The following is a 24,967-nucleotide window of genomic DNA, read 5'->3' on the forward strand; positions in this document are numbered from 1 at the left end:
TTTTTAGCTTGATGGCGATGTGATGCTACCCATATAGGTAATACTTATCAATCATTATAATTAATAAATATTCCGTTTATTGTATTTGGTGTTGTAAAATAAGAGAGTATTTAGAAGTTTTAAAAAAATATTTGGTTATAGGAGAAAAACAATACAAATTCAATTGATAATGGGAGAGGATTTTATGATTCTTGGTTTACATCACGCTCAGATAACTATTCCAAAAGGTGCCGAACTAGAGGGAAAAAAATTTTATTGCGAAATTCTCGGTATACCTGAGAAGGAAAAGCCCGAATCACTAAAGGGGCGTGGAGGATTTTGGTTAAAAGTCGGAGATAGAGAAGTACATATAGGTACAGAGGATGATTTTGACCGATTAAAAACAAAAGCCCATATAGCATATCAAGTAGAGGATATATCGTACTGGAGAAATGTGTTAGAACAAAATGACATTCAGATAATTAAAGGAGTACCTATACCTGGTTTTGAACGTTTTGAGTTTAGAGACCCATTCGGAAACAGAGTGGAAATGATTCAAGAAATTTAGTTACTCCATTAACTAATTGACATAAAGGAAATAATCAGTACCTGCTATATAATCATTAGGTTAAGCTTCTATAATGCTTTCAGAATGAAAGCATTATGTTTTTTATGGCAACCAAGTTTATTTTTATCATTGTGGGGGACATCAAAACCTTAGCTTGATGGAGATGTGGTGCTACCCCGCTAAGTAAAAAAACAATAAGCTGTCCATATGGACAGCTTATTTACATAATTTTCGTTATTGGAAGACAACTGTTTTTATAAATACAAAGAACAAAAAAATTATATAAATTCTACAAAGCATCTTGATTATGATACATTTACAGAATCTTTTGTTTTGAAATTGATATCTTAGTATTCTTTGGAGGGGATTCGATGAAAAAGTTTGTTTTGATATTTGGGCCACAAGCAGTTGGGAAAATGACAGTTGGACAAGAACTAGCAAAGATAACTGATTTAAAATTATTTCATAATCATATGACCATTGATTTATTGGAGCCATTATATGGATTCTCTCCAGAAATGTGGCGATTAACACATCTTTTTCGAAAAGAAATATTTCAATCATTTTCAAAAAGTGACCATTATGGAATGATTTTTACATACGTATGGGCATTTGATGAAAAGAAAGATTGGGATGATGTTGAAAGCATATGTAATATTTTTCGTTCTCAAGGAGTTGATATTTATTTTGTTGAACTAGAAGCTGATGTAGAAGAAAGACTTCAACGAAATAAAACACCTAATCGACTTGAACATAAACCGACGAAAAGAAATATTGAACAATCTGAACAGAATTTATTAAGCACATTTGAAAGTTTTAGATTGAATTCAAAAGAAGGAGAAATTACAGAGGAAAATTATATAAGAATCAATAATACGAATATAAACGCTACAGAAGTAGCTCAGATTATAAAGAAAGAATTTCAACTATAGTTTTTTAATCATAACAAATTGAACAGTCCGGATTTTATGAATATCGCATACATTTCTAATTAACATGATCACTTATTATCAGTAGCAAGAAAAAGACGGATCCCTACTCTTACTAGGAATCCGCTTTTTTCTTTTTCTATGACTCTATTAATTTTTTATACATCTCTATCCTGACGTGGGTTTTAGGGTTCTCGTTTGTTACTGGATTAGCCGAAAAACTGAATAAAATCTTGCATACTCTTAGCGTGGTTTTTTTCCGAAATGCTGGCGGTACCCCATACTCATCAACTTAAGAAATTGATTGTTCCCAAAACGAAAAAATGAGCTGAATTCTCATAAATAACTGTAAAAAGGTAAAAATTTCGTTATGGGGGGTATCTCAAAATCTTAGCTTGATGGGCATGGGGTACAGTCAGGAAAATGCGGATTTATAACGCTAGGTCCATTTTCAAGCCGATTCCCCTTTATCATCAACTATTTAAAGTTTCTTTAAACTATTACATAACATATGTTTTTTGTACCACACTTTGTTGATGCATTTAACCTTCACAGGTGTTGAAGGTTTAGAGTTATCCCCTAGTGTAGCCATATTATTAGAACATCCTGAAATATTTAGACAGAATGTAGCCAATAAAAACGATAATATTAATTTCTTCAAATAACCACTTCTAACTCTTTTTTTAGTTAACATTTTTTCAAAAAATAAGCTCCTTACTAATTTTACATTACATTAAAAGTTGGAGAATATTCTTATACTCATAAATTGTTACATTTGAAGGAAAAAAACGGAATTCTACAACCTTAGTATTATTATTAAAAAACTTAGATAAAGTTTAAAAAATCTTGTATAAGGGGTCCCCCCATGCCCATCAAGTTAAGAAAAAATTAATACCCCTAAAACAAAAAAACGCCATTCTTCCGAAGGAATAGCGTTCTTTCAGTAGATACTTCCCTAAACTTTTGACATAAATGATAATGTAAAATGGTTATTCCCTATGTTCCTCCATCCTCTTATAGTAATCAATCTTTTCTTCAATTTTCACCAGGTTATCCTTCAACTCTTTAATTTCTTTAAGGATTTTGTTTTGATGTATTTCTAACAATTCTCGTCTAGCACTTATCTCGGTTCACCTTGACTTCGTAAATCAGAAAAAAGTTTCATGTCTGTGACTGACATTCCAGTTACTCTTAAACGGATTAAGAAATTGATCCAAGAAATATCAGCTTCCGAATATTGACGATAGCCATTGATATCTCGGTTCACCTCATTATGTAAATAAAAAAGGATAATCAGCCCTCCTAATGGACTAACTATCCTATAAATTATTATCTAAATTTAATGATTGGGTGACCTTTTTTGGTTTGCATTATCTGAGTATAATGTGTAATTGGTTGGCAGCATAGAGGGTGAGTTTGATGGGATTTGTCGATAAGTCGATATATTCCGAGTTGTGATCGATATATTTGAAAAATCGTTGATATATTAAGAGAATCGGTCAATATCATTTTACTAGTAAATTACTTTTCTTTTATTTTCTCTTGCTGTTCGGTTAATAAAGTGCGTAAGACGTGTCCGCGGTAACTTTCTAGTTTTCGTCCTTCATGATAACGAACACCTAATTTTTTTAATTCAGCTACGTACCAGCCTTTTGTTCCGTAGTACATGAGACCACTTCCTTTTTCGCTTTTGAACAGTATATGTTTCGGCCGCGGGTAATTTTCTTTTTTTATTAAGGAAATTTATCGAAACTGAACATTGAATATTCAGTTTATTTGTATTATGATTAACTTATTATCGGATGACAGTGATTAGCCTCTCTGTAAGCCCGAAGTTACTTTTGTTCAATTTAATAGCGGAGCTTCTTTCCACTTGAGCTTCCTTAGCAGGAGGACGAGCCATAAGGATAGAGACAGTAAAATCCAATGTAAATGTGTACATTGTTTTTCTGGCTCTTTTTATTTTTTTAAAAGCAGGAGGAGATTTAAAGAAAGCACTATCAAGTCCAAGGGGTAATGGAATATAGTGCGTGTCCACGCTAATGGAGGGGCTGGTGAATTGTTTGGCTAAAGCGAAAAAGGAGTTACAAAAGGATTTAAAAACTAGGCATATAACAATGATTTCGATCGGCGGGGTTATCGGTGGAGGTTTGTTTGTAGGAAGTGGAACGATTATTCAAGCGTCGGGGCCAGCAGCGATTTTTTCCTATATTATCGGCGCTTTAATGGTAGTACTCGTGATGCGGATGTTAGGAGAGATGGCAGCGGAAAATCCTGATAGCGGTTCTTTCGCGACTTATGCGAATAAAGCAATTGGACCGTGGGCAGGGTATACAATCGGTTGGTTATATTGGTTTAATTGGGTCATTATTATCGCAATTGAAGCGGTACTTTTAGGTGTGATGATTAACAATTGGTTTCCTTCGGTTCCAGCATGGATGGCGAGTTTATGTATGATTCTTTTAATGACAATGACGAATGTATATTCAGTAAAATTGTACGGGGAGTTTGAATATTGGTTAGCGTTTATTAAAGTTGTGGCGATTGTTGCGTTTTTAATTTTAGGAGTTTCGATGTTTTTTGGACTTGTTCCAGGAGTAGAGAGACCGAGTCTTGCTATTATTACGGAAAATGGAGGCTTCTTTCCAAATGGAATTGTCCCTGTATTACTGAGCGTAGTGTTTATTTCTTTCTCGTTATCAGGGAGTGAAGTGGCCGCTATTGCAGCCGGGGAATCTGAGAATCCAGAGAAAAATGTTATACGAGCTATTAATAGTGTAGTATGGCGCCTTATGCTTTTCTTTGTCGGGTCGGTAACGATTTTAGTTATGTTTATTCCGTGGACGGATAAGGAGTTATTAAAACTTCCGTATGCAAGTTTATTCAATATGGCAGGAATACCTGCAGCCGCAGAAATTATGAATGGTGTTGTATTTCTATCGTTACTTTCCGTTATGAACTCAGGTATATATACGAGTTCACGTATGTTATTTTCACTTGCTAAAAAAGGTGATGCTCCGGCTAGTTTCTCACGGTTAAATGGTAGAGGGACACCGGTTGTAGCGATATTTGCAAGTATCGTATTTGCATTTATTTGCGCGATGTTGAAATTTATATCTCCTGATAAACTGTTTGCGTTTTTAGCAAATAGTTCAGGTGGTGTAACGATGCTTATGTATATGTTCGTTGCAGTTTCACATATTCGGTTAAGACGAGAAAGGGAAAGAGAAGGAGCTGGAAAGCTAAAAGTGAAAATGTGGTTATTCCCTTATCTCACATATGCAACGCTTTTAATGATTATTACGATATTTGCTTCACAAGCGTTTATAGAAGATATGCGTATGCAATTTTACATGACATTACTAGCTACAATTGTAGTAATAATAAGTTATTTTCTAAGAGTTAGAAAGTTAGATAAGCAAAAATTAAATGATTTTACGATTATACAAGATTCGGAAATTAGCTTAGAGAAAGAATAAGAAAAGGGGTATGTTCCATGTTGAAAGAAAAGAAAGATATTACAACTACAAAATCTAGCATATTACATGAAAGAAGAAAAAATGCAGTGCCAGAAGGGCCTTACAATATTACAGAGTTGTATGTGCAATCAGCAAAAGGCGCGATTATTACAGATGTAGATGGCAATGAACTAATCGACTTTGCGGGCGGGATTGGTATGCAAAACGTTGGGCATTGTCATCCGAAAGTAGTAAAGGCAATTCAAGATCAAGTAGAATCTTCTATTCATAGTTGTTTTCACGTAGCGCCGTATGAAAGTTATATTGCATTAGCTGAAAGACTGAATGAATTAACGCCAGGAGATTTTAAGAAAAAAACGATGTTCGCTAATAGCGGAGCTGAAGCAGTAGAAAATGCGGTGAAGATTGCTAGAAAAGCAACTAGAAGAAGTGCTATCGTTTCGTTTGAGCGCGCTTATCATGGGCGTACACTTATGACGATGTCACTGACAAGTAAGGTGAAACCGTACAAGCATGGATTTGGACCGTTCGCACCAGAAGTATACAAATTGCCATATCCGTATTATTACCGTGCTGACGAAGGACTGACGCAAGAAGAAGTAGACGCGCAAATTTTAGCGTACTTTGAGCGTTTTATGTTAGAGGAAGTAGCAAGTGATAATATTGCTGCGATTATTTTGGAACCGCTTCAAGGGGAAGGTGGATTTATCGTTCCGACGACTACGTTCATGCGAGGCGTACGAAATATTTGCGATAAATATGGAATTGTTATGATTGCGGATGAAATTCAAACAGGTTTCGCTCGTACGGGTAGCTTATTTGCAATGGATCATTTCGGTGTAGCTCCTGATTTAATGACATTTTCCAAATCAATCGCTGCCGGCATGCCGCTGAGCGCAATAACAGGAAGAGCTGAATTGATGGATGCATCTGGCCCAGGTCAATTAGGTGGTACCTTTTCAGGAAGTCCAGTCGCTTGCGCTGCTGCATTAGCTGTTTTAGATGTAATCGAAGAAGAGCATTTAGTAAAGCGTGCGATAGAAATTGGTGAGCGTATGATGGAAGTATTTAATAGTTGGAAAGATAAATATGAATTAGTTGGTGATGTTAGAGGTATTGGCGCTATGACTGCAATTGAGCTTGTAAAGGATAGAGAAACGAAAGAGCCAGCGACAGAAGAGGTTAAAGCGATTATGAAGGAAACGCATAGTAAAGGGGTCATTACAATAAGCGCTGGTATTTATAGTAATGTACTTCGCTTCTTGCCGCCTCTTGTTATAACAGATGAACAACTTGAAGAAGGGCTTACTATTATTGAAGCTGCTATTGCGAAACTATCAAAATAAAAAAATGGTGGGGGCAGGGGAATGAGGTTTTTCAATTATATAAACGGTGAGTGGAAAGAACCTTCCACGAATGCATACGTTAAAAATTATAATCCGCATAACGGGGAAGTGCTAGGTGAATTCCCGTTCAGTTCAGTAGAAGATACACGAGTAGCCATCGCATCAGCGAAAGAAGCTTTTCAAAAATGGCAACGGTTATCGTTTCAAGAAAGAGCAAGTTATTTATGGAAAGCGGCAGCTATTTTGAAAGAAAAGGTAAATGAAACTGGTCAAGATGTAACGAGCGAAGAGGGAAAGACGATTGCTGAAGGAATAGGAGAGACGAAGCGTGCTATTAGCATTCTTGAATATTATGCAGGGGAAGCAAATCAGCCGATAGGAGAGCTCATTCCGTCTGCTAATGAAAGTACAATGCTTTACAGTAAACGGGTGGCAGTAGGGCCAGTTGGATTAATTACGCCGTGGAACTTTCCGATTGCGATTCCAGCGTGGAAAATGGCGCCGGCACTTATTTACGGAAATACGATTGTCATTAAGCCGGCTGAAGTTACGCCAAAATCGGTGTACCATCTTGTAAATGCATTTCATGAGGCAGGTATTCCAGTAGGCGTTATAAATTGTGTGTTCGGCAAAGGTTCTGAAGTTGGAGCAGAATTAACGGGAAATCCGGATATACAGGCGGTATCCTTTACTGGTTCTAATCACGTTGGAAACATCATTCAAAAAGCAGCCGTTGAAACGCGGAAAAAAGTACAATTAGAAATGGGCGGGAAAAATCCGTTAGTTGTATTAAAGGATGCTGATATTGAAAAGGCGGTAAATATTGCGATAAAGGGTGCATTTATGTCAACAGGGCAAAAGTGTACAGCAACAAGTAGAGTGATAGTGGAAGAGGAAATTTATGAAGCGTTTCGCGATCAACTTTTGCAGAGCACCGAGGCTCTTACAGTTGGGAACCCGTTAGATAGTGATACATTTATGGGCCCATGTGTTTCCAAGGGGCAGCAGCAATCTGTTTTATCGATGATTGAAGTAGGAAAACACGAGGCTTCTTTACTTTATGGAGGCAGCGTGCCGAAAGAAGCTGAATTGCAGCGAGGGTGTTATGTTTTACCAACTATTTTTGAAAATGTAGATCAAGATGCACGCATTGCAAAAGAGGAAATTTTCGGGCCTGTTATATGTTTATTTAAAGTGAAAAGTTATGAGGAAGCCGTTTCTTTAGCGAATGATACAGAATATGGGCTAAGCGCATCTATTTGTACAAATAATTTAAGTTTGTCACAAAGGTTTATTGATGATATGGAAGTTGGAATGGTTCATGTGAATTCAGAAACTGCAGGGGCAGAACCACAAGTTCCGTTTGGCGGAATGAAAAACTCTAGTGCTGGACCACGTGAACAAGGAAAAGCTGCTAAAGAATTTTATACGAGAATAAAGACAGTATACGTAGATCAAGTATAAGCGATACAAAACATAGTAACGGAGGATGAAATATGCGTAAAGGGACTTTTTTTATGGCGGGACATTCGAGACTTCCGAAAGGGATGGCTGTTCGCAGTATGTATGAAACATTAACAATTACAATTGAGGCAGATCATAAATACCATGTCATTATTGAAGCGTCATGTACACTTGCGACAGAGCACGGTAGAGACTTCGTCGCTCAAATTTTGAGAGGACATAGTTTGCGAGATGGTATTGAAGAAATCGTTCAAGATATTACGGATCATTATCAAGGAAAAGCGCAAAATGCTATCGTTAGTGCGGTAAAAGATTTGCATCGCCAATATGTAAGTTATTTAAATGATGAACAACCTCAAGGTGAGTACGAGGAAACAACTCCATAATAACTGTCTAGTTTATCGCATTTATGTCCATAAACAAGAGCCAGTTGTATTTCCTTTAAAGGGATACGACTGGCTTTTTATATTGAGGAGGAAAGGAACATGAAAAAAATAAGTGAAGTTCAAGTTGTAAAACAAGAGGAGAAAAAAAGAGGATGTGCGGAAAGTAAGGGGATTTGTAAAATGTGTAAAGTGTGTAGAGAAAAAAGTGAAAAACAAATTGACAGTTAGAATATTTTGAATTATTATTTAATTAATAAGATCCATACGAGAAATTAGCCTTCTCTATATCCGATCTTGCTTTCCTGTTTTACACATATTTTCATATAAACTGTCTATTATTATTGTACTTTAAGAGATTAAAGAACACTCGTAATTATTAGCCAGTTGTACGTTTTCACGGTTTTATGTCGTGGATGCGTATGACTGGCTTTTTCGATGTTAGGGCAGTAAGACCGTATCTCGGCATAAGAAGATAAGGATAACTGTCTGTAAAAAGCGTCAATAAGTTCTTCATATTTAAATTTAGGAGGAATTGAAATGTCGATTATTACAGAACAAAGTACGAAGATGAAATTTGCAAAGAAATATGAGGGATATGAGATTGTTCCTCATCCAGAGCATAAACGTTTATATCATATTTTATTAAATCAGCAATTGCTTAAACAGTTTTTTGAAGAGGTAAAAGAGCATTCGGAGCAATCATTACAATACATTCCGTATTCTCGATTTAATCTTGCGGATGGAATGAGAAAGATTTTTGGGCAATCATTTATGGATAACATCCGCGGCATTATTCATGACCGTGAAACGGGCGGATTTACAATTGGGATGCAAGGTGAAACGACAGATGCAGCGGACTATGTGAAATTTGCAACGGCATTAACACATTTAATCGGGACGCCGAACTTTGATGCAATGACAGGAACGTATTATGCTAGATTTAATGTGAAAGATACGGATAGTAGTGATTCTTATCTTCGCCAAGCGTACCGTTTATTCACACTTCATACAGACGGTACATTTGTTGATGAACCGACAGATTGGCTTCTTATGATGAAAATTGAAGAGCAAAATGCAGTAGGGGGAGAATCCCGTTTACTACATTTAGACGATTGGGAAGATCTGCAGAAGTTTAGAGATCATTCGCTCGCATCTGTTAAGGTTACGTATAAAGCACCACCGAGTAAAAATTCGCAAGAAATCGTTTATCGTGAAACATTTTTTGATGTAAATAACGCACCTTGTATTTGCTTTATTGATCAGTTCGCTTATCCGGATAATATTGAACAAGCAAACTATCTGAAAGATTTATCGTATTCTGTTGAAAACTCACCAGCAACGCATGCATTGAAATTACCAGTTGGTGATTTAGTTCTTTTAAACAATTTATTTTGGATGCACGGAAGAGCTGCATTTGAGAAAAATAAAGATTTATATAGAGAACTAATGCGTCAGCGTGGTTGTTTTTCTAAATAAGTTTGTATGGCGGGTCTTAAAAAAGGCCTGCCTTTCATCATATTAAGGGGGAAGTAGGATGTATGACTTTATAATTATTGGCGGAGGAATTGTTGGTCTTTCAACTGGAATGGCTTTAACGAAAAAATTCCCTCGTGCGAAAATCGCGATCATTGAAAAAGAAAAGGAACTTGCACATCATCAAACTGGACATAATAGCGGAGTAATTCATTCTGGAATTTACTATAAACCAGGGAGTTATAAAGCAAAGTTTGCTAAAGAAGGAAATGCAGCTATGGTTCAATTTTGTAAAGAAAATGACATCGCTTATGACATGTGCGGGAAAGTAATTGTCGCTACAGAAAGAGAAGAACTTCCTCTTTTACATAATTTATATGAGAGAGGCTTACAAAACGATTTACATATTTCTAAAATTAGTCAGGAAGAATTAGCCGAAGTTGAGCCACATGTAAAAGGACTTGGCGCAATCCGTGTTCCTTCTTGCGGGATTGCTGATTATAAAGGAGTAAGTTATGCATTTGCACGTTTGATTCAGGAAAGCGGCGGGGAAGTACATTTAGGAACAGCCGCAGAACATATTGCTGAGAAAAAAGATGTCGTAACAATTGAGACGAACAAAGGCGTATTCAAAACGAAATTTCTCATTAACTGTGCTGGATTACATAGCGATCGTATCGCGAAAAAGACAGGAATATTGACGGATATGAAGATTGTTCCGTTTCGTGGTGAATATTACGAACTTGTCCCAGAAAAACGCCATCTTGTAAAACATTTAATCTATCCAGTTCCAAATCCAGAATTTCCGTTTTTAGGTGTTCATTTTACAAGAATGATAAACGGAGACGTACATGCAGGACCAAATGCAGTATTAAGCTTCAAACGCGAAGGCTATACGAAAACAGACTTCAACATAAAAGACTTCATGGAAACAATGACATACACAGGATTTTGGAAAATGGCGATGCCAAATATGAAAGAAGGCATAAAAGAGATGGTGCGCTCATTTAGTAAACAATCATTCTTAAAAAGCTTACAGCGCTTAATACCAGAACTGACAGAGAAAGACATCGTGCCCACCCATGCAGGTGTAAGGGCACAAGCTATTTTATCAAACGGAAATATGGTTGATGACTTCTGCATTATCCCTGGCATCAATTCTCTGCATATTTGCAACGCACCGTCCCCAGCCGCAACGGCTAGTATAAAGATTGGTGAGGAGATTGCTAAGCAAGTGCCGGATGTGGTGGCGGTGAGGGTTTGATGGGTCCCCCGAGGTTTCGGGGGATTTTTTTGATTGGGGTTTGGTGAGTGTGTGGGTGATTGGAGGTTAATAATATCCCACTGTCTACTGTATAAAAAAGTAGACAGTGGGATATAAAATTCTTTACATTTTTCAGAAAAAGTGTAAAGAATTTAGTGATCTGTACTTTGGCATAGTACTTGCAATGAAAATAGTATCAACATATAGGGGAGAGATAGAAATGAAGATTAGTAAAATATACACAACAATCGATGCGCATGTAGCTGGAGAACCACTTCGAATCATTACGGGCGGAGTGCCAGAGATAAAGGGAGAAACGCAACTAGAAAGACGCGCATACTGTATGGAACATTTGGACCATCTTCGCGAGGTTCTTATGTATGAACCGAGAGGACATCACGGCATGTACGGTTGTATCATTACTCCGCCAGCAAGTCCCCATGCTGATTTTGGCGTATTATTTATGCACAATGAAGGCTGGAGTACGATGTGTGGTCACGGAATTATCGCTGTTATTACAGTAGGAATTGAAACTGGTATGTTTGAAGTGACAGGCGAAAAACAAAAATTCATTATTGATAGCCCTGCCGGAGAAGTCATTGCGTACGCAAAATATAACGGGAGCGAAGTCGAGTCAGTATCATTTGAAAACGTCCCTTCATTTGTATACAAGAAAGATGTTCCTATCAAAATAGATAACTATGAATTTCAAGTAGATATCGCATTTGGCGGAGCATTTTACGCTGTTGTAGATAGTAAAGAGTTTGGTTTGAAAGTGGATTTCAAAGATTTATCTGCTATTCAAACGTGGGGCGGAAAAATTAAACATTATATCGAGAGTCAAATGGAAGTAAAACATCCACTTGAAGAAGATTTAAAAGGAATATACGGCGTTATTTTCTCAGATGAACCGAAAGGAAAAGATGCCACTTTACGAAATGTAACAATCTTTGCTGACGGGCAAGTAGATCGTTCCCCTTGCGGCACAGGGACTTCTGCAAGAATCGCAACCCTTTTTGAAAAGGATGCCTTACAAAAGGGAGAAACTTTCATCCACGAATGCATCACGGACGGTCAATTTGAGGGAGAAGTATTATCCGTAACAGCGGTAGATAAATATGAAGCAGTCGTTCCGAAAGTGACGGGGCAGGCATTTATTACAGGATTTCATCAGTTTGTTGTAGATCCGAGAGATGTTTTGAAGCGGGGGTTTTTGTTAGGATAAAAGGAGGAGGTGAACAAATATGCTAGTTATAAGCGCGAACGAACAAAGAAACTTAGTAAATATGAGCGAAGTCATTGAATACGCGGCGCTTGCTTTAAAAGAATTTTCCGCAGAAAGAACGATCACACCAATTCGCGGCTCATTACCATTTGCGAGCGAGCAAAATACCGCATTAATTATGCCTTCAGTAGCGGAAGGACTTGAGGCACTCGGTTTAAAAGTAGTAACGGTAGCTCCTCATAATAAAAAGATAGGAAAGAAAACGATAAACGGAATTGTTATGCTATCAGACTTTCAAACGGGAGAACCGCTCGCACTTTTAGAAGGGTCCTACTTAACGATGATTCGAACAGGTGCCTTATCAGGTGTAGCGACAAAACATTTAGCTCGTCATAACGCAAAAAGCTTATGCATTATCGGAACAGGTGAACAGGCGAAAGGTATTGCTGAAGCAGTACTCGCCGTTAGGGATATTGAAAAAATCATCCTATACAACCGAACGGAAGAAAAAGCCTATGCATTCGCGCAATATATACAAGAGACATTCAACAAACCAGCTTACGTCTACGCAAGTCCAGATGAAGCAATAAGCGAAGCAGACATCATCGTCACAACAACGAACGCATCCACACCAGTCTTCTCAGAAAAGCTACAAAAAGGCGTCCACGTAAACGCCGTCGGCTCATTTAGATCGGGCATGCAAGAACTACCATCCCACGCCATCGCTACCGCAAACAAAGTAGTAGTCGAATCAAAAGAGGCAGCACTAGAAGAAACAGGCGACCTCCAAGTTCCGATTAAAGAAGGCTTATTTAATGCAAGTGGCATTCACGCCGAACTTGGTCAAATCATAAGTGGGGAAAAGGTCGGCCGAGAAAACGATGAAGAGATTACCGTTTTCAAATCAGTTGGTTTAGCAGTAGTAGATATTATAGTTGCGAAGTATTTATTTGAAAAAGCGGTGGAGCGTGGAGTGGGGAATATGATTGAGTTTTGAGGCTGCCTTTTGGTGGTCTTTCTTTGTGTGGGTGGATGTGTGGTCGATGTGGGATTGGTTGACAGAGTATACAAAGAGGCCACCTCTTTCAAGGTGGCCTTCTGTAATTCATTATTTTGAACTAGTACCGTTCTTTAAAGTATTTCCACCGCTCAACTCTGCCTCAATCTGCGAAGTCTTCGAAGACTCTGACATACGCCAATACGTGATAAAGCTTATTGCGATACATCCAGCTACATAGAAGTAGAATAATGATTCCAATCCGATACTTTTTAGCCATAATGCGATGAACTCTGCTGTTCCGCCGAATATCGCAACTGTTAGTGCATATGGGAAGCCTACGCCTAATGCGCGAATTTCAGTTGGGAAGAGTTCCGCTTTTACAATTGCGTTAATCGATGTATAACCAGTAACGATAATGAGACCGACCATCATGAGTAAGAATGCTACGATTGGTTCTGTCGTTTTTTCCAGGAAGAAGAAGAGTGGTGCTGTTAATAAAGTTCCGAGAATACCGAAGGCCATTAATAGTGGGCGACGTCCAATTCTGTCGGATAGTAGCCCGGCAATCGGTTGAAGTACTACGAATATAAGTAGTGCGACAAAGTTAATCCAGCTTACAACTTCTTTTGGAAGACCGACTGTGTTTACCATGAATTTTTGTAGATATGTTGTGTACGTATAGAATGCGACAGTGCCACCTAGTGTTAGTCCGACTACTGTTAATACTGCTTTCGGGTGTTTCATAAGCGCGCGAATGGTTCCGGCGCTTTCGCGATTTTTAGATTCCATTTTTGAAAACTGCTCTGATTCATCCATCGTGCGGCGAAGCCATAATACAGCTACTGCTCCCATCGCTCCGATAATGAATGGAATACGCCATCCCCAAGCTTTCATATCTGGCTCACTTAGTATTTGCTGAAGAACAATTTGAACGCCTAACGCAACCATCTGTCCAGCGACAAGCGTTACATATTGAAAGCTTGAATAAAAACCACGGCGACCACTACTAGCCATTTCAGATAAATACGTTGCGGAAGTTCCGTACTCTCCGCCGAGTGACAATCCTTGAAGTAAACGGGCAAGAACTAAAATAATTGGGGCCATGACACCAATGCTTTCGTAACTAGGTGTACAGGCAATGATTAAAGAACCACCGGCCATAATCGTAATAGAAAGAGTTAATGCTGCCCGGCGTCCGTGACGATCGGCATAACGTCCCATTAGTAAGCTTCCGATAGGACGCATTAAAAATCCGACTGCGAAAATAGCCGCTGTGTTTAGCAATTGACTAGTTGGATCTCCTTTAGGAAAGAACTCTGCTGAAAAATAAACAGCGAAAGCAGAGTAAACGTACCAGTCGTACCATTCAATTAAATTGCCGACGGAACCTTTGAAGATGTTTCCGGTGACTCGGCTAGATTTTACTTGAGCCATAATAATTCCTCCTCTTGCTATAAATAAAATAATATTTATGAAAGCGTGTTCATTGTAGTTGAATTGTACTGTTTTCGGATAGTAATCTCAATATTATGACAATTTTATTCTTTTTGTACTTTATGTACATGACATTTTTATCTTAATAGTTGATTAATATTGAGTTTTGTCATAATAATTGAATAGGAGATTGATATTTTTGAATATTTAATCAAAGGATATGGAGCATGAAAAAATCACGGAAAGTGTCACTACAAACGAAAATATTAGGCTTAATTATTACATTAATTTTATTTGTCGTTCTCCTTTTAGCGGGAATATTTGTTTACATTCAGTCTGTTGATACGAAGCGCCAAGTTGAACAATTAGCTCTGCAAACGGCTAAATCTCTTTCTTTTATGCCAGCTATAAAGGAGGCCTTTCAATATAACGAGCATAAAAGTACCATTCAATCAATTGCGGAACAGGTTCGTGAGCAAGCGGATGCAGATTATGTAATTGTAGAAGATCGGTATGGGGTTATTTATTCACATTTTAATTCGGAGTTGATTGGTACAAAGAGCAACAATCTATATAACTATGAAGCGCTCACTTTTGGTGGTTATTATACGCTCGAAGGGAAAGGTGCAAGCGGTCCTGCCTTAATGGCAAAGGCGCCAATTATTGTTCATAACGGAGACTATGATCAAGTCGTGGGCGTTGTTACAGTAGAGTTTTTAATAAAAGGTATTGAATCTAACATATTGAACAGAACGAAAGAAATTATACTCTTTTCCTTAGCGGTGTTACTAGTTGGAGTCATTGGCGGCATACTTTTAGCTCGTAGTATTCGAAAAGATACACTAGGCCTAGAACCGAATGAAATTGCAGCGTTATACCGGGAACGAAGCGCGATACTCTTGTCTATAAAAGAAGGAATCATCGCTATTGATCAAAACGGCTTTATTACTATGATGAACATTTCTGCGGAAGAGATGCTGCATGTAAATGATGATTATGTGCATCAGCACATTTCAAAAGTTTTACCGGATTTTAATATGGAAAGAGTACTAGAAAACGATCAAGAAATAGCGTTTCAAGATAAAGTGTTTATTTTAAACATGACACCGATACTCGAAAATAACAGTACGGTAGGTGTTGTATGTAGTTTTAGAGATAAGACGGAATTGCAAAACCTTGTTAACACAATATCTGAGGTAAGAAAGTATTCAGAGGACTTACGCGCTCAAACGCATGAATTTACAAATAAGCTTTTCGTCTTATCTGGTTTATTGCAGTTAGGGCACTACAGAGAAGCAATTGAATTTATCCAGCAAGAATCTAATATTCATCAAAGTCAAAACCATATTTTATTCCATCAAATTCATGATGCAAAAGTACAAGCTATTTTATTAGGAAAACTCGGAACAGCGTCTGAGAAGAAAATCGATTTTCATATTGAAGGAGATAGCACCCTTAATCCGTTACCAGCCCATATAAAAGTTTCGCACCTTATTACGATTCTTGGAAACATTATCGACAATGCGTTTGATGCAGTGAGTGAGCAAGAGGAGAAGAGTGTTACTTTCTTTGTTACTGATATTGGACACGATATTGTTTTTGAAGTGATAGATAGTGGAATAGGAGTACCGGCAGAAAAAATAAGTGCCATTTTTCAAAAAGGATTTTCGACGAAAGGAACAGATCGTGGTTACGGGCTAGCAAACGTGAAAGAAATGGTAAATCTACTAGAAGGAACAATTGAAATTCAGAACGAGAAAAATGGTGGAGCTATTTTTACCATTTACCTTCCGAAAACATTAAGAGAAAGTAAATGACAAACAGGGGGATGGACATATGTTGAAGGTTGCAATTGCAGAAGATGATTTCCGCGTAGCGCAAATTCAAGAGGAGTTTTTATCAAAAATAAAGGACGTAAAAGTTATCGGAAAAGCATTAAACGCAAAAGACACGATGGAACTATTACAAAAGGAAAAAGTCGATTTGCTTCTATTAGATATTTATTTGCCAGATGGAATCGGAATAGACTTGTTGCCGGAAATCCATGCTGATTTCCCTAACGTTGACGTAATTATGGTTACAGCGGCGAATGAAAAACATATGTTAGAAAAAGCAATTCGAAATGGTGTAAGCAATTATCTTATAAAACCAGTTACGTTAGACAAATTTGTTCGCACAATTGAGGACTATAAAAGAAAGAAACAATTATTACATAGTCACAGTGAAGTAAACCAAGCGCTTATTGATACATTTTTCGGTACTTCACAAATACCAGACATGAAAAACTTACCGACAGGTGTGGATCCGTTAACACTACAAAAGGTGAAAGGAATTATAAAAGGATTCGAAGAGGGGATTACAATAGAAGAAATGGGAGAACAGATGGGTGCCTCCAGAACAACCGCAAGAAGATATTTAGAATACTTAGTGGCGACAAATGAGTGTACAGTAGAGTACACATACGGCATTATTGGACGACCAGAGCGAAAGTATCGAATAGGACGAGGGGTATGAAAAAAAGATTATTGCTATGTATATGGATCATGACAGGAGTAATAGCTGGTTGTTCCCCGGAAAAAAATCACACGAATAAAGTAAACATAGACAAAGTAGAAATCGTTGCGCCAAACGTTCAGGGCGCTGGATGGGACTTAACAGCACGAGCGATGCAAAAAGCACTTACTGAAGAAAAAATCTTCACAAAACCAATCACAGTCACAAACAAAGTAGGCGGCAGCGGTGATGTCGGATGGAAATATACGAAACAAAAAGGTGGTCACGTACTTGCGATAAATTCAAGCTTACTCATAACGAATAACCTACTAGGCCACAGTAAACTAACGTATAAAGACTTCACACCGCTCGCAACACTAGCGTCAGATTGGGAAGTCGTTGTCGTATCAAAAGGCTCAAACATAGAAAACGCAAATCAACTAATGGAACAACTAAAGAAAGATAAGAAAAATTTCAAAATTGGCGTTGCCCCTGGCTTAGGAAACGACGATCACCTATCCTTCGTACAAGTAAGCAAAGCATTCGGCATAAACCCTGCCGAACTAGAATTCTTCGTCTATGAAAACAAAGAAAAAATTATAAACGCCCTAACGAACAAACAGATTAACGCTGCAACAATGACCCTATCCGAAGCCGAAAAACAATACAAAGCAGACAAAATAAAAATATTAGCCGTCTCCGCACCAAAACGCCTAGACCGACTACCAGAAATCCCGACTTGGAAAGAACAAGGAATCGATGTTGTTTTCCAGCACTGGAAAGGAATTATGGGTCCGAAAGATATGACGGAGGAAGAGATAGCTTATTGGGATGATGTGATTAGGAGGATGGTTGATAGTGATACTTGGAAGGGGATTTTGAGGGAGAGGGGTTGGGAGGGTTTTTATAAGAATAGTGGGGAGAGTAGGGTATTTTTGGAGGAGTGTGATGGAAGGTATGGGGGGATGGTGAAAAAAGAGGCTTAAGAGGGAAGTATTCAATCACTCTTTATTTTTGTAGTTACTTCTATATAATATAAAAGAGATGAGAGTGTTAGGCTAATTACATTAAAAGTGATAGATAGAAATAGATAAAAACTATCTTACTGATTAAAAATATATTAGTCGTTAAAATATATATAAGGTATTTTTCAGTCTATAAGGTATGGAAACGTCGATTACAGAGTTTCTGTGAGGTTAAGGAGGACATTATGAAAAAAAATATTTATGTTGTTGGAGCGGTAATTGTTCAAGATGAGAAAATTTTATGTGCGCAAAGAGGAGCTTCTAAGTCGCTACCTCTTATGTGGGAATTTCCGGGTGGGAAAATAGAAGAGGGAGAAACTCCACAAGAGGCTCTAAAACGTGAAATTAATGAAGAAATGCATTGTAGTGTGCAGATCGGTGAACAAATTGATTATACAGCCTATGAGTATGATTTTGGTATTGTTCATTTGAAAACTTTTTATTGTAAGCTTGTTGAAGGGAGCCCAGTTTTAACTGAGCATGTAGCAATTAAATGGTTATATCCGAATGAACTAGCAGCTTTAGAGTGGGCACCTGCGGATATTCCAACTATTGAAAAATTATCAAAGGAATCGATTGTAAAGTAATTTGATTAAAAACTATTCGTTTTATGCGGATAGTTTTTTTATTGTAATAAATTTGCACTTTAAATCAGTGAGTAATACAATTAGTATAAAAATTTGTCATAAATGGTGATCATATGGAGAATTTCATTCAAAAGTTAGAAGGGTCTTTATATAAAGGATTTATTGATCAAGAACATAATCATCCTGGAATATATAAGCCTAAATTATTAGTAAACAATACGAAGAAAAATGAAAATGTTTTAAGCTCATTGTTGGAAGAACTTGAAAATAGTACAGCCTTTATTTTCTCAGTGGCTTTTATTACGGAAAGTGGGCTAGCGACTTTAAAATCACATTTCCTTGATCTTAAACAAAAAGGGGTTAAAGGACGTATATTAACATCTACATTCTTAAATTTTAATACACCAAAAGTGTTTAGAGAGTTAATGAAACTTGAAAATGTAGAAGTAAGATTAACAAATTTATCTGGTTTTCATTCAAAGGGATACATATTTGATAACAAAACACATTGTTCATTAATTGTCGGTAGTTCAAATCTGACTGCACATGCTTTGAAGGTAAACTATGAATGGAACGTTAAGTTAACATCGCATGAAGATGGAGAGATTGTACAGCATTTTAAGAATCAATTTGAAGAAGTTTGGGAGCATTCTCAAGTATTAACTGAAGAGTTAATTGGAAATTACGAAACAATATATGAACAAGTTGCAGAAAATAAGTTACTAGATCGAGGTATAGAATTACCTGGTCAATATCATAATTCAATTGAAGAAGCTTTGAAAATTACTCCAAATAAAATGCAACAAGCTGCGTTAAAAGAAATACAAGCTATTCGAGACGCTGGAAAAGAAAAAGGATTAGTTATCTCTGCAACAGGAACGGGGAAGACATATCTTTCAGCATTTGATGTCAGAAATTTTGCACCTAAACGGATGCTATTTATTGTTCATCGAGAGCAAATATTAAATAAAGCAAAATCAGATTTTCAAAAAGTTCTTGGTGGAGCCGATGAGGATTTTGGGATTTTATCAGGATCAAATAAGCAAATGAATGCTAAATATTTATTTGCGACGATCCAAACCATTTCAAAAGAGGACACTTTACATCAATTTGATCCTGAGCTATTCGATTATATTTTAATAGATGAAGTTCATAAAGCTGGTGCTAGTTCTTATCATAGGGTTATTGATTATTTTAAACCTAAATTTTTAATGGGAATGACTGCTACACCTGAACGTACAGACAATTTTAATATTTATGAGCTATTTGATTACAATATTGCTTATGAAATTCGTTTGCAAGAAGCACTTGAAGAAGATATGCTTTGCCCTTTCCATTATTTTGGAGTAACTGATTTTGAATATAATGGTGAAAAGATAGATGACACTACTGTTTTATCTAAACTTGTTACAGAAGAACGAGTGGATCATATAGTTGAAAAAGTAAAATATTACGGTTTTTCTGGTGAAAAGGTAACAGGGCTAATGTTTTGTAGTCGAAAAGATGAGGCAGAACAATTGTCACATGCCTTAAATAATAGAGGCTTTCGCACATTTGCATTAACCGGCGATCATTCCCAACAGGAAAGAGAACTGCGCGTGAATCAATTAGAGAATGGCATACTTGATTATATTTTAACAGTAGATATTTTTAATGAAGGAATTGATATTCCAAGTGTGAATCAAGTTGTTATGTTAAGACAAACTCAATCAAGTATTATCTTTATACAGCAGTTGGGGCGTGGACTTCGAAAACACGATTCGAAAGATTTTGTTACGATTATTGATTTTATTGGAAACTATAAAAACAACTATTTAATTCCGATTGCCCTTTCAGGAGATAGATCACAAAATAAAGATAATATACGTAGATATACAAATGATACGAGTTATATTAAAGGTATTTCAACAGTTAACTTTGAAGAGATTGCGAAAAAGCAAATCTTTAAAGCGATTAATAATAGTAATTTAACAGCAATGAAAGTATTAAAGGAAGCTTTTGTTGAGTTGAAAAATAGAATAGGAAGAATTCCATATCTATATGACTTTATAGTAAACCATTCTATTGATCCGGTTGTACTTGCAGAAGGATATTCGAACTATTATCAGTTTCTATTGAAAATGAAAGAAGATGTCCCTGCATTAACAGAGTACGAAAATAAAGTTTTAACAATGTTTTCGTTGGAAGTATTGAATGGAAAACGTAAAAATGAAATTGTTTTATTAGAATTATTACTAAAGCAAGGAAAAGTTGATAAAGATGAGTATTTAAAACAACTTGAAAAATCTAATTGCTTAACAGATGATGAGACGATTACTTCTGTGCAACGAATTTTTGAATTAGAGTTTTTCTCACAAAACAACCAAAAAAAATATGGGGAAAAGCCAATTCTCACTTTGCAGGATGAGAAGGCATATATGTTTAATGATTCAATTCGGAAAAGTTTAGAACATAACGAATACTTTAAGTATATGGTTATGGACATCATTAGAAGTGCGAAAGAAAAGGGCAAAAACTATGAGTGTGATAGTAACCTGACTATATATAAAAAATATTCAAGAAAAGATGTATGTAAACTTTTAAATTGGCACAATGATGAGAGCTCAACTGTATATGGTTATAAAACTAAATACTATACGTGTCCAATATTTATCACATACCATAAAAATGATGAGGTAGAATCCAGTGTGAACTATGGTGATGAATTCCTTAATCAAGATGTTCTTAAATGGTATACAAGAAGTAATAGAACATTAAAGTCAAAGGAAATTCATACAATTATTGATGCTAAAGAAAATAATATCGATGTGCATATTTTTGTGAAAAAAGATGATGACGAGGGAAGCGACTTTTATTATTTAGGGAAGGCTACACCCGATAAAGCGAGTGTAGAACAAACTGAAATGCAAGACAAAAATGGAAAAGAGCTACCGGTTGTTACGATGAATATGATTATGGAGAAATCAGTTGATAATAAGCTCTATGATTATATAAAGGATGGTAATGTTTTGTAGGTAGATTTGATTTTTAATACCTTTATGACCCTAAAATGATTAAGGGGATAGTAGCATTAGTAGATAAGATAAGGCTGTATCAAAATGACATCGTAGTATGCTTTTGATACGGCCTTATTTATTGGATTAGAATGTATTGTTTAAGTAGCTATCGCATGTAAACAGAAAGAAAAGCACTAAATCTTATATGGTATAATTAGAGAATTAAATCCCTAACCCTGGAGGAATTCAAATGCCAATCTACAACAAATTAGTAAGAGACCGTATACCAGAAATTATTGAGAATAACGGAAAAACATTTACAACTAGAATACTAGATGAAAAAGAATACATAGAAGAAGTGAGCAAGAAAACACAAGAGGAGTTAGCTGAGTATTTAGAAGCCGAAAGTAAAGAGCATAAAGTAGAGGAATTAGCTGATCTGTTAGAGTTAGTGAATGCATTAGCACAATATGAAGGTGTAACGTTAGAAGATGTTGAGAAAGTGCGTAAACAGAAGGCAGAAAAACGTGGTGGTTTTCAGGAGAGAATTTTTTTAGTTGAGGTACATGATGACTAATGTTCAGCTTGTTACGAATAATTTGATCCATAAGCTAGAGCGTTATATGGGTGATGCAAAATCGATTTACATTTTAACTTCGTTTGTTATGAAATCGGGGGTAGATGTGTTAGCCTCTCTCTTAAGGGCAGCAGCGGAAAAAAATGTGGATATTAAGATTTGTACAGGGGATTATTTGTATATTACGCAGCCAGATGCTTTAGAGAAATTGTATCAAATTCACCCTGACATTGAGATTCGATTATGGAAGAGCGCAGGAAAATCATTTCATCCAAAGGCTTATTTATTTGAGCGTGAGAGCGATGGAGTTATGATTGTTGGTTCTTCTAATATGTCTCGTTCTGCGTTAATAAGTGGAGTGGAGTGGAGCTTGCTTGTGAAAGAGAGTGTTGGGGAGGAAGCTTTTTCAGAGGCAATTGATCAATTTTTCTATATTCATATGAATGAAGCAACTCAGTCTATCAATATAGAAACAATTAAACAATATCGTAAATTGTACGAAGAATTTCATACAACTCATTCGAATTTGGTCCGAACTTGGACAAAGCAAGAAGAGATTGAGATGATGATGCCTTCTGGAAAAGAGGATTATACTGCGAGCTCAGGAGCAGAAATTGAGTCGGAGGAATCTGCTGTATATGAAACTAAGATTGCGCCACGCTTTGCACAAATCCCTGCGTTAGAGCAATTAGAGAATGTATTAGAAGAAGGATACAACAAAGCGATGGTTGTTATGGCGACAGGGCTTGGAAAAACGTATTTAGCGGCTTTCTTTGCGGAACGTTTTAAACGAGTTCTATTTATTGCACATTTAGAAGAAATATTAAATCAGGCAGAAAAATCTTTTCTGCGTGTAATCGATAATAAGACTACGGGAATTTATAATGGAAAGAAAAAAGAGGGCGAGAAGGATGTTGTTTTTGCATCTATTCAAACGTTGAGTAGAAAGCGTCATTTAGAAAACTTCTCTCCTAATGATTTTGACCTTATTATTGTAGACGAGTTCCACCATGCGGCAGCAAATAGTTATCAAAGGGTGCTAGATTATTTTAAACCTAATTTTTTATTGGGAATAACGGCAACACCAGATCGTAATGACTTTCGAGATATTTATTCAATTTGTGATGGAAATGTTGCATACCGTATTGATTTTATGGAGGCGATTCAACGTGGGTGGTTATCTCCGTTTCATTATTATGGAGTACATGATGAGACTGATTATTCGCAAATACGTTGGATAGGTAATAAGTATGATCGTGAGGAACTTGCACAAGTTCAGTTAAGAGAGGAACTAGCCTTAAATATTTTAGAGGCTTGGAAGAAATATAAGAAAACGAGAACGATTGTCTTCTGTTCAAGTATTAGGCAAGCGGTCTTTTTGTCTACATATTTTAATGAGAATGGATATAATACAATATCGCTTCATTCGGAAACAAAACATATTTCGAGAGAAGATGCAATTAAACAGCTGGATAGTAACGAATTAGAGGCTATTTTCACAGTAGATTTATTTAATGAAGGTGTTGATATTCCATCTGTTGATACACTTTTATTTGTGCGTCCGACAGAATCATTAACGATTTTTACACAGCAAATTGGTCGTGGATTACGATTACATGAACAAAAAGAGTCTTGCGTTGTAATCGATTTAATTGCAAATTACCGAAATGCAGATATAAAAATGCAAATGCTTCGAGTTGATGATGGAAAGGCGAAAGGAAACGGCACACAAAATATATTGCCAGATGGATGTACAGTAGAGTTTGAATTGAAAGCAAAGCAGTTATTAGATGAACTGATGAAAAAGAAAATGCCGAGAAAAGAAAAACTGCAGCATAGCTATCAAACTGTAAAAATGGATCTTGGGCGTAGACCGATATATTTAGAATTACATAAACTTGGTACAGAAGAGAGTAAAGAATATCGACAAGAGTTTAAATCATATGTTGGCTTTTTGGCATGGAATGATGAATTAACAGAACAGGAAAAAGCAGTATTTTTACATTATGAAGCGTGGTTACAAGAAGTTGAAAAGACAGGAATGGCAAAAAGCTATAAAATGCTGTTACTGTTAGCGATGTTACAACGCGGGAAAGAGAGATGGTACCATCCTATCTCTCCAGAAGAAGTTGCACCATTCTTCCATAAATTCTTAATGGAAAAAGAATACCGTAAGCGAATTGATTTTAGCGATAAGCAAGCACAACGTATGTGGGAATATGATGAAGAAAAAGTTAGTAAACTAATCGCTACAATGCCAATGACAAAATGGAGTGGTAGTTCGAAAGGTTTACTATCATTTGATGAAAACTTATTTTCTCTAAATATGGATGTTAGAAAAGAAGATGAAGAAATTTTATTCGAATGGACGAAGGAGATATGTGAGTATCGTCTTCATGCATATTTTGAAAGAAGAACAGCAACGGTGAAATAGGCGTTGCTGTTTATTTTTTGAAGGAGGGTAATAAAAAATCCCAATCGTCCAATTTCCTTCTCTTTTTACGAGTAAGGAATAACGGTATATAAAAGAAGTGATGAATAAGATGTAGTCCGTAAGTAGACAGTTTCCCCATTAGTAATAAAATAGGGAAGCTGTCCTTTTATTTTATTAAGGTTAAAAACTATTCTCCATATCATACTTTATTCTTTTTTTATTGGGTATCATCGTAATATAAATTTTTCTGTTTATTACCTTTATAAGTGTTTTTACAGGTAGTTCATTTGATGAATTTTAATTTGTAT

At 36.5% G+C, this 24,967-nt stretch carries 19 protein-coding genes and 1 pseudogene; 18 read left to right on the forward strand and 2 right to left on the reverse strand.

The genetic code is table 11. The annotated features are described in order from the left end of the window. Positions 1-184 precede the first annotated feature (184 nt). Entirely contained in the window at positions 185-547 is a 363-nt protein-coding gene (locus MR109_RS23195) for a VOC family protein (protein ID WP_242274016.1), read from the forward strand. A gap of 371 nt (positions 548-918) precedes the next feature. Continuing rightward, complete coding sequence (locus MR109_RS23200) at positions 919-1,479, forward strand: AAA family ATPase (protein WP_090814191.1); 561 nt, start codon at positions 919-921, stop codon at positions 1,477-1,479. A gap of 1,518 nt (positions 1,480-2,997) precedes the next feature. Here MR109_RS23200 and MR109_RS23205 read toward each other — a convergent pair. Then, positions 2,998-3,241: pseudogene (locus MR109_RS23205) on the reverse strand (YflJ family protein). A gap of 289 nt (positions 3,242-3,530) precedes the next feature. Between MR109_RS23205 and MR109_RS23210 the strand changes: the two are divergent. From MR109_RS23210 to MR109_RS23245, 9 genes are all read left to right on the forward strand, one after another. Further along, positions 3,531-4,955, forward strand: a complete 1,425-nt coding sequence (locus MR109_RS23210; RefSeq protein ID WP_025149520.1) for an amino acid permease — start codon at positions 3,531-3,533, stop codon at positions 4,953-4,955. A 17-nt stretch (positions 4,956-4,972) separates the two neighbouring features. Continuing rightward, positions 4,973-6,301 (forward strand): 4-aminobutyrate--2-oxoglutarate transaminase, encoded by a 1,329-nt coding sequence (gene gabT, locus MR109_RS23215; RefSeq protein WP_242274018.1) that lies wholly within the window; start codon positions 4,973-4,975, stop codon positions 6,299-6,301. A gap of 21 nt (positions 6,302-6,322) precedes the next feature. After that, complete coding sequence (locus MR109_RS23220; protein WP_242274019.1) at positions 6,323-7,765, forward strand: aldehyde dehydrogenase family protein; 1,443 nt, start codon at positions 6,323-6,325, stop codon at positions 7,763-7,765. 32 nt (positions 7,766-7,797) lie between these two features. Then, positions 7,798-8,151, forward strand: a complete 354-nt coding sequence (locus tag MR109_RS23225; RefSeq protein WP_002170612.1) for a DUF3870 domain-containing protein — start codon at positions 7,798-7,800, stop codon at positions 8,149-8,151. A gap of 99 nt (positions 8,152-8,250) precedes the next feature. Next, positions 8,251-8,379 (forward strand): hypothetical protein, encoded by a 129-nt coding sequence (locus tag MR109_RS30095; RefSeq protein WP_277931082.1) that lies wholly within the window; start codon positions 8,251-8,253, stop codon positions 8,377-8,379. Positions 8,380-8,688: 309 nt separating this feature from the next. Further along, positions 8,689-9,627, forward strand: coding sequence for a glutarate dioxygenase GlaH (glaH, locus tag MR109_RS23230; protein WP_242274021.1), 939 nt, complete (start codon positions 8,689-8,691; stop codon positions 9,625-9,627). 58 nt (positions 9,628-9,685) lie between these two features. Beyond that, positions 9,686-10,888, forward strand: coding sequence for an L-2-hydroxyglutarate oxidase (lhgO, locus tag MR109_RS23235; RefSeq protein ID WP_242274023.1), 1,203 nt, complete (start codon positions 9,686-9,688; stop codon positions 10,886-10,888). A gap of 220 nt (positions 10,889-11,108) precedes the next feature. Further along, positions 11,109-12,113: a proline racemase family protein gene (locus tag MR109_RS23240; protein WP_242274025.1), complete on the forward strand. Its 1,005-nt coding sequence runs from the start codon at positions 11,109-11,111 to the stop codon at positions 12,111-12,113. Between the two features lie 19 nt (positions 12,114-12,132). Continuing rightward, positions 12,133-13,110, forward strand: coding sequence for an ornithine cyclodeaminase family protein (locus MR109_RS23245; protein WP_242274026.1), 978 nt, complete (start codon positions 12,133-12,135; stop codon positions 13,108-13,110). Positions 13,111-13,221: 111 nt separating this feature from the next. Here the strand turns inward: MR109_RS23245 and MR109_RS23250 are convergent, their stop codons facing one another. Further along, entirely contained in the window at positions 13,222-14,547 is a 1,326-nt protein-coding gene (locus MR109_RS23250) for an MFS transporter (RefSeq protein WP_002170618.1), read from the reverse strand. A gap of 227 nt (positions 14,548-14,774) precedes the next feature. Here MR109_RS23250 and MR109_RS23255 point away from each other — a divergent pair, with 227 nt between their 5' ends. The 7 genes from MR109_RS23255 to MR109_RS23285 all read left to right on the forward strand — a co-directional run bounded on the left by MR109_RS23255 (position 14,775) and on the right by MR109_RS23285 (position 24,659). Continuing rightward, the gene (locus MR109_RS23255; protein WP_242274027.1) at positions 14,775-16,364 is read left to right on the forward strand and encodes an ATP-binding protein; all 1,590 of its coding nucleotides are present in this window, start codon (positions 14,775-14,777) and stop codon (positions 16,362-16,364) included. A 19-nt stretch (positions 16,365-16,383) separates the two neighbouring features. After that, positions 16,384-17,061, forward strand: coding sequence for a response regulator (locus tag MR109_RS23260; protein WP_242274028.1), 678 nt, complete (start codon positions 16,384-16,386; stop codon positions 17,059-17,061). Then, complete coding sequence (locus tag MR109_RS23265) at positions 17,058-18,026, forward strand: tripartite tricarboxylate transporter substrate binding protein (protein WP_242274029.1); 969 nt, start codon at positions 17,058-17,060, stop codon at positions 18,024-18,026. The genes MR109_RS23260 and MR109_RS23265 overlap by 4 nt, the downstream gene beginning before the upstream one ends. Positions 18,027-18,250: 224 nt before the next feature. After that, positions 18,251-18,652 (forward strand): (deoxy)nucleoside triphosphate pyrophosphohydrolase, encoded by a 402-nt coding sequence (locus MR109_RS23270; RefSeq protein ID WP_242274031.1) that lies wholly within the window; start codon positions 18,251-18,253, stop codon positions 18,650-18,652. A gap of 113 nt (positions 18,653-18,765) precedes the next feature. After that, positions 18,766-21,666, forward strand: coding sequence for a DEAD/DEAH box helicase (locus MR109_RS23275; protein WP_242274033.1), 2,901 nt, complete (start codon positions 18,766-18,768; stop codon positions 21,664-21,666). 232 nt (positions 21,667-21,898) lie between these two features. Further along, a complete protein-coding gene (locus MR109_RS23280) occupies positions 21,899-22,225 on the forward strand; it encodes a nucleoside triphosphate pyrophosphohydrolase (RefSeq protein ID WP_001123433.1) in 327 nt (108 codons plus the stop codon). Then, positions 22,218-24,659: a DEAD/DEAH box helicase family protein gene (locus MR109_RS23285; protein WP_242274035.1), complete on the forward strand. Its 2,442-nt coding sequence runs from the start codon at positions 22,218-22,220 to the stop codon at positions 24,657-24,659. Before MR109_RS23280 ends, MR109_RS23285 begins: the two co-directional genes overlap by 8 nt. The last annotated feature ends 308 nt before the right edge of the window (positions 24,660-24,967 follow it).

This window comes from Bacillus cereus group sp. BfR-BA-01310 (genome assembly GCF_022664325.1).
In the GTDB taxonomy this organism is placed as follows: domain Bacteria; phylum Bacillota; class Bacilli; order Bacillales; family Bacillaceae_G; genus Bacillus_A; species Bacillus_A paramycoides.